At 38.0% G+C, this 12,333-nt stretch carries 12 protein-coding genes; 8 read left to right on the top strand and 4 right to left on the bottom strand.

Annotation, left to right across the window (positions count from 1 at the left end; translation table 11 throughout):
• The first annotated feature begins 611 nt into the window (after positions 1-611).
• The 5 genes from BDR01S_RS23120 (at position 612) to galE (ending at position 5,253) form a co-directional block, all read left to right on the top strand.
• Entirely contained in the window at positions 612-977 is a 366-nt protein-coding gene (locus tag BDR01S_RS23120) for a GntR family transcriptional regulator (RefSeq protein WP_066259425.1), read from the top strand.
• A gap of 11 nt (positions 978-988) precedes the next feature.
• Positions 989-1,678, top strand: coding sequence for an ABC transporter ATP-binding protein (locus BDR01S_RS23125; protein ID WP_066259420.1), 690 nt, complete (start codon positions 989-991; stop codon positions 1,676-1,678).
• Positions 1,675-2,505, top strand: coding sequence for a hypothetical protein (locus BDR01S_RS23130; protein WP_066259416.1), 831 nt, complete (start codon positions 1,675-1,677; stop codon positions 2,503-2,505). The genes BDR01S_RS23125 and BDR01S_RS23130 overlap by 4 nt, the downstream gene beginning before the upstream one ends.
• A gap of 15 nt (positions 2,506-2,520) precedes the next feature.
• Complete coding sequence (locus BDR01S_RS23135; RefSeq protein ID WP_066259414.1) at positions 2,521-3,714, top strand: hypothetical protein; 1,194 nt, start codon at positions 2,521-2,523, stop codon at positions 3,712-3,714.
• Positions 3,715-4,236: 522 nt separating this feature from the next.
• Positions 4,237-5,253, top strand: coding sequence for a UDP-glucose 4-epimerase GalE (gene galE, locus BDR01S_RS23140; protein WP_066259412.1), 1,017 nt, complete (start codon positions 4,237-4,239; stop codon positions 5,251-5,253).
• A 122-nt stretch (positions 5,254-5,375) separates the two neighbouring features.
• Here galE and psiE read toward each other — a convergent pair whose 3' ends face one another.
• Positions 5,376-5,828 (bottom strand): phosphate-starvation-inducible protein PsiE, encoded by a 453-nt coding sequence (psiE, locus tag BDR01S_RS23145; protein ID WP_066259409.1) that lies wholly within the window; start codon positions 5,826-5,828, stop codon positions 5,376-5,378.
• Positions 5,829-6,122: 294 nt separating this feature from the next.
• Between psiE and BDR01S_RS23150 the strand changes: the two genes are divergently transcribed.
• Positions 6,123-6,851: a restriction endonuclease gene (locus BDR01S_RS23150; RefSeq protein WP_066259406.1), complete on the top strand. Its 729-nt coding sequence runs from the start codon at positions 6,123-6,125 to the stop codon at positions 6,849-6,851.
• 338 nt (positions 6,852-7,189) lie between these two features.
• Positions 7,190-8,113: an ADP-ribosylglycohydrolase family protein gene (locus tag BDR01S_RS23155; RefSeq protein WP_066259403.1), complete on the top strand. Its 924-nt coding sequence runs from the start codon at positions 7,190-7,192 to the stop codon at positions 8,111-8,113.
• 107 nt (positions 8,114-8,220) lie between these two features.
• Here BDR01S_RS23155 and BDR01S_RS23160 read toward each other — a convergent pair whose 3' ends face one another.
• From BDR01S_RS23160 to BDR01S_RS25525, 3 genes are all read right to left on the bottom strand, one after another.
• Positions 8,221-9,039: an alpha/beta fold hydrolase gene (locus tag BDR01S_RS23160; protein WP_066259401.1), complete on the bottom strand. Its 819-nt coding sequence runs from the start codon at positions 9,037-9,039 to the stop codon at positions 8,221-8,223.
• 13 nt (positions 9,040-9,052) lie between these two features.
• Positions 9,053-9,334 (bottom strand): Ada metal-binding domain-containing protein, encoded by a 282-nt coding sequence (locus BDR01S_RS23165; RefSeq protein ID WP_066259399.1) that lies wholly within the window; start codon positions 9,332-9,334, stop codon positions 9,053-9,055.
• A 132-nt stretch (positions 9,335-9,466) separates the two neighbouring features.
• Complete coding sequence (locus BDR01S_RS25525) at positions 9,467-9,643, bottom strand: hypothetical protein (protein ID WP_157406240.1); 177 nt, start codon at positions 9,641-9,643, stop codon at positions 9,467-9,469.
• An 858-nt stretch (positions 9,644-10,501) separates the two neighbouring features.
• Here BDR01S_RS25525 and BDR01S_RS23170 point away from each other — a divergent pair.
• Positions 10,502-11,992, top strand: a complete 1,491-nt coding sequence (locus BDR01S_RS23170; RefSeq protein WP_066363351.1) for an RNA-guided endonuclease InsQ/TnpB family protein — start codon at positions 10,502-10,504, stop codon at positions 11,990-11,992.
• Positions 11,993-12,333 lie beyond the last annotated feature (341 nt).

The raw sequence follows: 12,333 nt of genomic DNA on the forward strand, positions 1-12,333 counted from the left end.
AATCCTTCCGTCTAATTAAGCTATTTTCAGTGCTATTTCCTAATTAAGAGGAATTTCTCCGCCTATTTATCCAACTCGCTTAAGCGTCTAATACCGGAAGATGATCTAAAGTTTGACTAGTTCCCGTCGAAGGGGAAATGTGAGCGGAACGGTAAGAATAAGAGGTCAATGATGCCCGGCGAGGGGAAAAAGCGTCGGAACGGTAAGCATAGGAGATCAATGCTGACCGTCAAAGGAGAAAAAGCGTCAGAACGGTAAGCATACGAAGTCCATGATGCCCGTCGAAGGGGAAAAAGCAATCCAACGGTAACTAGTGGAAGCGACCACCCTGTCGAAGGCAATAAATCCAACCCACGAAAAACCAGATAATCCATATTGCATTCAATGTGTATTATATGTATAATACACTTTATCAGGTGTATTATCCGCTTAATACATTCAAAGTGGTTACCCGTGATTATAACCCTTTTAGTCTGCCTATACTGTATTAAGTGATTAATACAATAAAGGTTTTTGGAATAAGGTACACGGAATCTGCTTGTTTTTGCAAGAACTGTATTAACCTAATAATACAGCGAATTGGAAGCCATTATGTTTTGGGAGTTGGGTCTATGGATGTCAAGTTTAACAATCGGGATCCTGTTTATGTACAAGTGATACGTCATTTTAAAGAACAAATTGCCACAGGTCTTTTTGAACCGGGGCAAGAGATTCCATCCAGAAGGGAACTAGCGAATCAGCTGAAGATTAATCCGAATACGGCGCAGCGTGCGTATAAAGAAATGGAGGAACAAGGGTTGATTTTTACCGAAGGGAATTTGCCTAGCCGCATAACGAAGGATGAGCAGGTGTTGAAAATGGTACGAGAGGAATTGATTCTGGAGGCAGTCGATGCCTTTGTTCATTCTGTTCGGTCCATCAATTTACCTTTACACGAGGCCTTGACTTTAGTGCAGAACACGTATGAAAGGGAATAGGGGGGATTTATGTGATTGAAGTAAAAGAGGTAACGAAAAAATTTGGTCGGAAGAATGTGTTGAATGGAGTTTCCTTTACGGCTGAAAAAGGGAAGATTACTTGTTTAATTGGCATTAATGGCGTGGGGAAGACCACTATTATGAAAGCGATTATGGCCTTAACCCCTATTGATGGTGGTGAAATATTAATAAATGGTGAAAAAATTCATAAAGGGAGCTATGAAAAAATTACCTTTATCCCTGATACGATTACGATGCTTCCGCAAATGAAAATTAGCGATGCGTTTACCTTTATGGCTGATTTTTACGACTGCTGGAATCAAGAACGGGCAAGCGAACTTCTCCAGTTTTTCAAGCTGAAAGAAAGTGATCGCATTTCTGAACTTTCGAAAGGCAATACCGCAAAAGTGAACCTTTTGCTCGGTTTAGCGATGGATGTGGATTATGTTTTAATGGATGAACCTTTTTCAGGGATTGATATTTTTAGCCGGGAGCAAATTGCTGAGGTCTTTACGAGCCATCTTATTGAGAACCGTGGGGTCATCATCACGACTCATGAAATTAATGATATCGAACATCTAATTGATAAAGTCGTGTTAATTGATCATGGGGTCGTGTTAAAGGAATTCGATACCGAAGAGGTCAGAGAAAGTGAAGGGAAATCGGTCATCGATGTCATGAGAGAGGTGTATAAAGCATGAGTCGTTATTTGAAGTTGGTCAATTTTGAGTTTAATCGTTTTTGGAAACTATTTCTGGTTTTAATCGGAATTACGATTCTTTCCCAATTAATTGGCGTGATTGTTGTATCACGAGACTATGTCAATCAAGCAAATAAAATGATTTACGAGGCATCTATGCCGATGAGTAAGTTTATCGAACAAAATGGCACTTTCTCATTTCATAATATTTCTCAAACGCTTTGGTTTTTGGGACCGATTGGCCTTTGTTTGGCGGTATTAATCATTTATGTCTTTTTTATCTGGTATCGGGATTGGCTTGGAAAAAATACATTTATTTATCGGTTGCTCATGCTGCCGATTGCCCGACTTCATGTCTATTTAGCAAAGGCGACCACAATTTTATTATTGATGTTAGGTATTGTAGCCTTGCAGCTCCTATTATTACCGATCGAAAATCAAATGTTACTGCGGATCGTTCCGAATGAGTTGCTTGCCAATCTCTCGCTGAATGAAATAATTAAAGAACCTAATTTAATGATCATGTTTCCAACTACATTTAGTGAATTTCTTCTTTATTATGGTGGTGGAATGGCTGCGGTATTGATTGTTTTTACGGCTATTTTATTTGAACGTTCTTTTCGCATCAAAGGGGTGTTCTACGGGATACTCTATAGCGCCGCTTCTATACTAATTTTCTTAGCTCCCATTTTAGTGAATGAGTTTATTCTTAGAAATTACTTTTACCCACTGGAACTATTTTTCATGGAATTAGCAACGGGCTTCATTGTATTAATGGGTGCCGTATGGACAGGGAATTTCCTCATCACGAAAAAAGTAAGGGTTTAATAGGAGGGCACTAAAATGAAACGATATTGGAAGATTATCTCGGTTTGCATCGTTACGGTGATGGTTATTGGAACGTTCTATATACAATCTAGTTTGGCTGCCAAAGGAAATGTAAATGTTGAATTTGAAAAATTAAGCGGGAATGAAGATGAAGTGGAAAATGTCATTTTTTATGGTGATTATACCGTTGGTAACCTATTTCGAACACTTCAAATTTCAAATAAAGAAACAACCAATCTAACTAATCAATCTCTGTTTCAACAACTAAAAAGGAATTACACCGTGCCTGTTTTAAAAAAATTAATAGAACAGCATCGGACTTTTATGCGCGGTAAGGAATTAGCGCCCAATTACTTTTATGAAAATAAAAATCTAGTAGTATACGCCAATATAAAGGCGAAGAATTTTGATATTGAGATTTTAAATAAAAAATCAGAAGAAACTACTTCAATCCAGTTAGCTTTGCCGAAAAAAGGAATTTACTCTTGGATAGAGGTTCTCGATGTTCAAGTCATCGAAGGTAACTTAAAGGTGATTACACGTGGGTTTCGATCAGAGGGCGGAAATGATCTGAATGGATACACGATTAACTTGGGTGAACAAAAATTAGTGAAGGATGAAATGATTCATACGGCACCGGCGGTAGAGAATGGCTGGTCAGATATTATCCTGGTCAATGATCTTAATTCGATTGGATCAGAAAAGTACCTTTTGTTTAAGACAGAGAGTTATGAAGATAAACAGGTTCCGGCTGAGGGTGAAATGATATTGGACGGTGCACCAGAATTAGTAACCAATGAAGTCATGGTGTACGATATTGAAAATAATCAGTTGAAAAAATTAGTGGTTCCGGATGAAATCCGTGGAACCCTGGGTGACCTCTCTGCGATCTTTCATTCCACTATCTTTATTCCATCTCAGACAGCGGGTCGTTTAGAAGTAAACCAGTATGATATCGAAAAGGGGAAATGGGGTAAAAAGCTGTCATTTAATTTACCTTATAATCAGGAAGATGAGGGTGCCCCCTATATAAAGGTAATGAGTGGGAAAATATATATCATCCATTCAACCAATAATGGCCATACCATTTCCATTCGTGATTTAAAAACAGGGGTGTCATTATATGAAGGGAAACTAAAAGTGAAAAATACAAGCGAAGGTCAGAAGGATTTTCGCTTTCATATTAATGAAATAGAGCCTCTTCAATAAAACTGTTCGTTTAAATGATTGCTTGACCCGGTGCCTATCACGCCCCGATGACCAAAATGCCCTGGAGAAGTTATGCTAACCAGGGCATTTCTCGATAGGGATGAAAACCTATTAATCTTCTACCAATTTTCGTGGTGTAACTGGCACAGGAAACACCATTCGATATCGATTTCCTTCCAGACTCTTCACGAATCTGAAATCACCGTGCTCTCTGGGGACTTATTACATATTCTTCGGTTCTTACGACATATTTATTGAATCTTATTACATATTTTATGACTCTTATTACATATAATACGAAACTTACAACATTTGCTGGATATTTATTGGGAATTTCCGCAATCTCTAGGAACTTATACCATATTTTTCGACTCTTATCACAGTGTTCGAGGGTCTAAATTTAAGGAAATAATTAGAACCCTCCTATAAATATTTTTATGTATAACAAGAATAGTGTAAAATATTGTATAGGGCATTATTTTTTATAAAAGAGTATGCGTTTAATAAAGGAGAGTTTTAATAATGGCTATTTTGATAACAGGCGGTGCTGGATATATTGGTAGTCATACTTGTGTGGAACTGCTTTCAGCAGGCTATGAAATTATTGTTCTAGATAATTTTTCGAACAGTAAGCCGGAATCATTAAATAGAGTGAAAGAGTTAACGGGAAAGGATTTTACGTTTTACGAGGTGGATTTGCTGGATCGAAGGGGTCTTGAAGAGGTGTTTCAAAACCACTCGATAGAAGCTGTCATCCATTTTGCAGGCTTAAAAGCCGTTGGAGAATCCGTAGCTATTCCACTTCATTATTATCATAATAATATTACCGGCACGCTGATTCTTTGTGATGTCATGAAGAAATATGGAGTGAAGAATCTTGTGTTCAGCTCATCCGCAACCGTGTATGGGATGCCTGAGCGGATGCCGATTTCAGAGGACTTCCCGCTAAGTGCCACAAATCCTTATGGCCGGACGAAGCTGATGATAGAGGAGATATTGCGCGATTTATATGTAGCAGATAATTCCTGGAGCATTGCTTTATTGCGTTACTTTAATCCAATTGGAGCCCATGAGAGCGGCAGAATTGGGGAAGACCCGAATGGGATCCCGAATAATTTGATGCCATATATTACTCAGGTAGCTGTAGGAAAGTTGAAAGAACTACAAGTGTTTGGCAGTGACTATCCAACGGTGGATGGTTCGGGTGTAAGGGATTATATTCATGTCGTTGACCTGGCGTTGGGCCATTTAAAGGCGCTCGAGCGAGTCATGTTATCTAATGGCGTGGATGCCATTAACCTTGGGACTGGAACGGGCTATAGTGTATTAGAGATGGTCGCTGCTTTTGAAAAAGCTTCAGGCAGGAAAGTTCCTTATAAAATTGTTGAGAGACGACCTGGTGATGTGGCGGTTTGTTATGCAGACCCTTCTAAGGCTAAAAATAAACTGGGTTGGACGGCTGAAAGAGGAATTGAGGACATGTGCAAGGATTCCTGGAGATGGCAGGAAAAAAATCCGAATGGATATGAAACGAAGTAGTAATTGATTAGAATAATTCAGATTAAAAAGGAAGCAGATACATCTCTCATAAAGATGTGCCTGCTTCCTTTTATTTTGCTAATGTGATGGGAGCTGTCCTTTTGGAGTTCCTCTTAACGGCTTCAAACATTATTTTTTTTAAAGAACCATTTACTATCAGGCCGGTCGCGAGGAGTTAAGTTCAAAATAAAATATCCAATGATCAGGATTAAGATGACAAGGGAATAAAGCATGGTATTCACCGGCTGTTCGTGATCAACAATAATAATTCTTACCATTGCCGTGATGCCAATGTATATAAAGTATCTAATCGGAAAATGGTATTCTTCCTTAAAATATTTAACAATCATCGTAATGAACTCAAAATATAAAAAGAAGATGAGGATATTATCCAGAAAAAGTTTATAATCATCGCTGCCACTTTCTAACAAAATATGGCTGAAAATGATTAATTCCTTAATGAGTAAAATCGATAAAATAATCGCTAAAGAAATGAGAGAAATATTTAAAAACACCTGGAGAATCTTAGGTATGATGCTTAAAACAGAAGTAAAATTCTTTTTTACCCTTACCATGGAAACCATCCTCTCACTTTTTTAAACTATAGATTGTATTCATAAAACTTGATTTGTATATATATCCTATTTTTATTTTTATGAGAAATCAAGTTAAGGTTAAGTAAACTCCATTCTTGAACATGGGAACCAACATATAGAGGGTAGTGCCGCAGGCAAAAGAAACGGCCCCATGGTCAGTAGTTACGAAGATATCCGTCGAATTTTACCAAAAATGGTCAGTTAATTGCTGGTGATAAATGGTAGAATGATGGGGGCTGGATAATGGATAGCTAACTAGTGGGGGAATTTCGTATGAGTAAAAGGAAAACTAAAAAACAACAAAGAGAATTTGAATCGGGTATGACATCGATACTTTTATTGGTTGCCGGAGCCGCCGGGTATCTTACCAAATCGCTCAATGCAACACTGTGGATCGTAGGAGCGGTCATAGTATTGATGATTGTTCTAGTTGTATTACAAAATAATAAGCAAAAAGAGCGGTTAAGAAGATCTGGAATTAAAGATATTGATTCGATGGATGGCATTCAGTTTGAGTATTATTTGAAGGAACTTTATCAATCGAGGGGGTACGGGGCAGAAGTAACGAATGCCAGCGGTGATTATGGGGCAGATCTATTGCTTAATAAGGATGGAAAAAAGATTGTTGTTCAAGCAAAACGGTATTCGAAGGATGTAGGCATAAAAGCAGTTCAAGAAGTAATCGGGGCAAAATCTTATTATAAGGCGGATGAGGCTTGGGTAGTTTCGAATCGTTATTTTACCAAAGCGGCTAAAGATTTGGCTCAAAAGGGCAATGTTCGGCTGGTGGACCGAGATATGTTAATTAATTACATACTGGTATTAAATCCTGTTAGTGAAAGCACAGAACCATCAAATCTTACTACAGCTGTTCCTAGTAATACATATGGGACATGTAGTAAATGTGGGAGTCCCATGGTCCTAAGGACAGGAAAGCGGGGGGAATTCTTGGGTTGCAGCAGTTTCCCTAAGTGCCGACATACGGAGGATTTATCGATTTGATAAGTACGCTATATAAGCGTTAGTGCCACAATTGAGGCATTTTGGAACTTACGACATAAAACCGAACACTTATTACATATTTTTCGGATCTTATTACATATTTCAAGACTCTAATTACATATTTTCGGACACTTACTACATATTTTACAAAACTTACGACATTTGTTGGATATTAATTGGGAATCCCTTTTTTTTACCTCATTATGCGGAGTGGAACCCTAGGCGAGATACAGCGGCTTGTTGTTATATTATTTTAGAATTAAATTTGATTCATTCAGGACGAAGAATGATAAAGAGGTGAGTTCCGAATACTAATGCTTAATGAAGGAGAGGGCAATATGAAGAAAAGTGACCGATTTCTAGGAAGTCTAATTGGATTAGCCGTTGGAGATTGCATGGGTGCGGCTGTTGAATTCTGTCCCCCAGGTTCCTTTGAACCGGTGAGTGATATGCGGGGAGGCGGCCCTTTTGATTTAAAGCCAGGGGAATGGACAGATGATACATCGATGGCTCTGTGCCTGGCGGAAAGCATCATTGAAAGCAAAGGGTTTGATGCTGCCGATCAAATGGAGCGCTATACTCGCTGGTATCAAGAAGGGTATTTGAGCAGCACCGGGGAATGCTTTGATATTGGCATCGCGACGAGAGAAGCGTTGAGTCAATATCTCAAGACAGGGGTGCCCTACAGTGGGTCAGCGGATCCCTCTAAAGCAGGAAATGGTTCGATTATGAGATTAGCACCCGTCCCTTTGGCTTGGTCGAATGATATGGAACGGGCGATCAATTATTCCGGCGAAAGCTCACGAACCACCCACCAGGCTGAAGAAGCGATTGATGCCTGTTTTTACCTCGGCGGGTTGATTGCAGGGGCCGTCAATGACTTTTCGAAGGAGTATCTTCTTTCTCAGGAGTTTGTTTCTTTTGTAGAAAATAAACTGGGAAGACCTTTGAGTCCTAAGATTAAAGAAGTGGCTGAGGGTTCCTATAGAGATCGAAAACCACCGCTTATTATTGGAAGTGGGTATGTTGTACATTCCCTAGAAGCTGTTCTCTGGGCTTTTTACCACACTGAAGATTTTAGTGAGGGGCTATTGAAAGTTGTTAAGTTGGGAAATGACGCCGATACAACGGGAGCCATCTATGGTCAATTAGCTGGAGCATATTACGGTGTATCGATGATTCCGGAGCGCTGGCGGCAGCAACTCGTTCAGCTTGAATTCATCGAGAACTTGGCCAATAAACTTTATGATGTGCAGCTTTAACAATGACATTTTTAATAAAAATTATTCTTAGCTTAAGTGGTTGCAATTTTTATATATGACTTCCACCATCCAACCTTCCAAAGGGGCGATGGGGGAAGGTTGGATGGTTATAAAGCTCTATTAAGGTCGTGTAAATCATCCCCATGAAATTCCCTTTGAAGCTCCAACAGAAAATTTAGTACCTCCCTATTAAATTCCTCATTCTTTTCAATTTTCGCCACATGCCCTGCCTTTTTAATCAAATACCTCCTTGAATTCGGTATTAATTTATGCATTCTTGTTTGCATGAAGGAAGGGCAAATTTTATCGTTTTGACAAGAAATGATCAGGGTTGGCACCTTTATATTTTTCAACGTTTCTCGGTAATCAATATGTATACATGCCTTCCAGGATGGCAGAAAACCGTCTAAATGATTAGACCAATTCGGCATAACTTTTTGAATCATCTCATCGCCTTTATCATAAAGGCACCGCAATGTCGCTTCCTCTTTAAATTGTTCAACGGTCATCTTGGCATATTTTTTATTGCTCAGTGATAATAGTTTTTCAAGCCAGGCGGGAATGTAGAAAATAGTGCTTGCTAGAATAAAAGACTTTACTTTTTCAGGAAAAATCTTATAAATCTCTTGCGAAATGATTCCGCCCATGGAAAAACCAAGTATATGCGCCTCTTTTATCGCCAACTGATCCAATAAGCTCACAATATCTCTAGCAAACGCGTTAATGGATATTTCCTCGCCTTCAGGACATTTGGATTTCCCGAATCCCCGTAAATCAGGAATAATAACATCGAAATGGTCTGCAAAACGATGTTGGAATTTCCAACCTGCCTTTTGTTCGCCTAACCCATGAATGAGGACCAGTGGTTCGCCACTGCCCATTCGGTCATAGGATAAATTAACTCCATTGATGAATGCCTGGTACATGTTGACCTCACCCTCATTTACCTTCTTTTTGTTTTTCTTCCTTCCAAATAGCATACTTCTCACGCATACACGAACCACATGGTCTGTACCCTGCAGCAATCGCTGTTTGTTCATCCGCAAAAAATACTCTTTCTTTGGTGGTCCCCCATTTTTCAATGGCACTTATTGCTGCTCGACAATCCAGTCGACCATATATTTTACCTTTGCGATTTCCTCCAAGAGTCCCTGGAGTTATGCTCTGATATGGTTTTCTGTCAGGACCAATCAGTGTATAGGCTTTGTGTTCTGCTTTCATCGACCATATTCCTCCTCTGCTTTAGTTGTATATGGAATATTTCGACAAAAATCTACCAAGCCCCTTTTTTACTTTCCTTCTATAGAAATAATGAAAAAAGGAATACCCAGGCATCGAATAGCCTGGGTATCATTAGGAGTTCAAATAGTGGTCATACATATCTAAGCATTCAAGCAGTTCTATTTTATATACCATTAATGCTTTTTTTACAGTCTCATTATGATTGTTATTGAGCTCATTGTTGCATTTCTCTAATTCCGACGTTTTAATCGCAGTAAGTTCATTGTAAATATTAGTTAGATTGTTCATTTTCATTCCCCTTACCTATTATTTTTGAAAAAACACATGTAACCCATCCAGCTTCTCCTCTAGCAATCTTTTGGCATGCCTTTTCTAATAGAATGGACACCCATTCTATTTTCTATACAATGGAAATTCTCTATTTACGAGACTTACGACATGATTATTGGAACTTATGACATATTTTTGAAGACTCATTACATAAATATTTGTTGATTTTGTAAATTTATTTCTTTGCAAATAGAAACTTGGGATTCGCTGATAGAACATGAAAATTCGCTGATAGAACTCAGAAATCCGCTGATAGAACATGAAAATCCGCCGATAGAACCTCATAATTCGCCGATAGAATATTTTTCTCTCCGATTATAGGGCAAATTGAAGGGGATGTAGCTTGAAAAATAATAAAATTTGCGAATAAATTAACTAAAAAGAGGATTCCACTACTTTTTATGCTGGGGAAACTCTCTTTTTTTTTGCCCCAGGGATGGCAGTCTCCGCTTTACTCTCCGAAACCCCAAAAAATAAAAAACTTTATTACTAGCTTCCGCTTTTCACCAAGATTTCACCAAACTCTATTATATTCATTACATAAGATAACGAAAGGAGATAAAAGAGATGAACACAAAGGATAGAATGGAGGTGGAGCAGCTGTCATGGGTATTAGAGTAAGCATTATTATCCAAGAAACCTGCTTGATTATCAAAAAGTAGCGTAAAACCCCTAGCTTTAGATATGGGGATATAAGCTGTATTTTTGTTCGTTTTTTTTTAGGATAATGTAGGTAATTTACTATACATTCTATAAAATCCTTTGGTATAATGGAGATGTAAGTAGAACATTTGTTCCTTGAAGGGGATGAACGAAATGTATCGATCCTATAAAATACAAATTCATTCGGAACATGAATTGTTCGACTACTGTGACTCCCTCTGTTTTAAAGCGAAAAATTTGTACAATATTACCAACTACTATATTAGACAGGTTTACACAGCTTTAAAAAAAGAAACAAGAAATGAAAATCAACTTCAAGTTCTAACAGATATTCAAGACCATTTACCTCAAATGAATAAAATTCGTCAAAAAAGTTTTGAGAGAGCCAAATCTAAGCCTAAAAAAGTTGATCATAATGGTCATGTTTTGAAGCCAAAACCGAAGATATTTGAAATGCCCCATCCAGAGAAAGCATTCCTTCCCTATAACTTTGTAGAAGCACTTTTTAAAGTGATGAAACAAACCGATTACATTTCTATGCCCTCTCAATCCAATCAACAAACCATGAAAAAGGTATATGATGATTGGAAAAGCTTTTTTGAAGCCTCAAAGAAATATAAAACCAAGCCTACTAGCTTTTCAGGAAAACCAAAGATTCCTAAGTATAAACAGAAGAATGGACGTATAACCTGTTATTTAACCAATCAAATTACTAAAATTAAAAGTGGAGATACGCTTTCATTACCAGGAACTCCTCTTACATTAAAACTAGGAAAAATCGCACATATAGATGGCAAACTACAACAAGTGCGGATTGTCCCGTCCTATTCTCGGTATGTCATGGAAGTCGTTTTTAAAAGTGAAGTGGAAAAGGAGATCAAACGATCAGAAAAACAAGTAAATGAGTGGGTGTTTGAGCCGAAACGAGTAATGGGTATTGATTTGGGGGTAGATAACCTGGCAACTATCATCGATAACACGGGGCTCATGCCTCTGCTTATCAAGGGCAAATGGTTAAAATCAATCAATCAATACTATAACAAATTAAGAGCCAAATACATGAGTATCCTTCGAAATGGAAAAGGACCAAAGGAAGGGAAGTTTAACACAACAAGATTAATTTCCTTAGATCGAAAAAGAAACAATCGAGTCATGGATTTTTTACATAAAGCCAGTGTAAAAGTGGTGGAGATTGCTCAAGAAAGAATCATTGATACGATCATCATTGGAAAAAATGAGGGTTGGAAGATGGAGGTTGATATGCAAAAGACGAATAAACAAACCTTCATACAAATCCCATATGCCACTTTCATATCAATGATTCGGTACAAAGCAGAACGATATGGAATTCAAGTCATTGTCCGAGAAGAAAGCTATACCTCCAAGTCTAGTTTCTTGAATCATGACCCGATCCCAACTTACGGAGAAGAATACCATATTAATTTTAGCGGGTATAGAAGGAGCCGTTCTTTTTACAAAATCAAAGGTTCTAAGATTTTGATCCATGCGGATGTGAATGGGGCTTTTAATATTGTCCGTAAGCATACCAAGGATGTCTTCGAAGGCCTGGAGAGAAAACAGTTCCTCCAATCTCCACGAAAAATAATCATTATAAAGAAAAGAAAGGCAAAGCTGAAGGCCTAGGCCTGATGTAGTAGCGGGACTTGTGGTAGCCCTCGTAAAGACAATGCGGCTTTGAAGCCTATTCTTTCGAAACCCCTAGCTTTAGCTATGGGGATACTCATATAGAAATATCTTACAATTAATCTATAATTTTTTTCAGAAAGCAAGGGGACGGTTCTCAGTTTCTGCTTCAGTGCACAGTATATCAAAAATGCTTTCATACAAAAACTTTCTATAAAAAGTAAATCTCCCTATTGCATAAATAAATCGAAGATGATACTATAAGAAAGTCGCTTTTAGCCGAACATATTTTATAGCAAAAAGTGATGAAAAAAAGATATATTATTATATTGACATAATAG

Source organism: Neobacillus drentensis NBRC 102427 (assembly GCF_001591445.1).
GTDB lineage: Bacteria > Bacillota > Bacilli > Bacillales > Cytobacillaceae > Neobacillus > Neobacillus drentensis.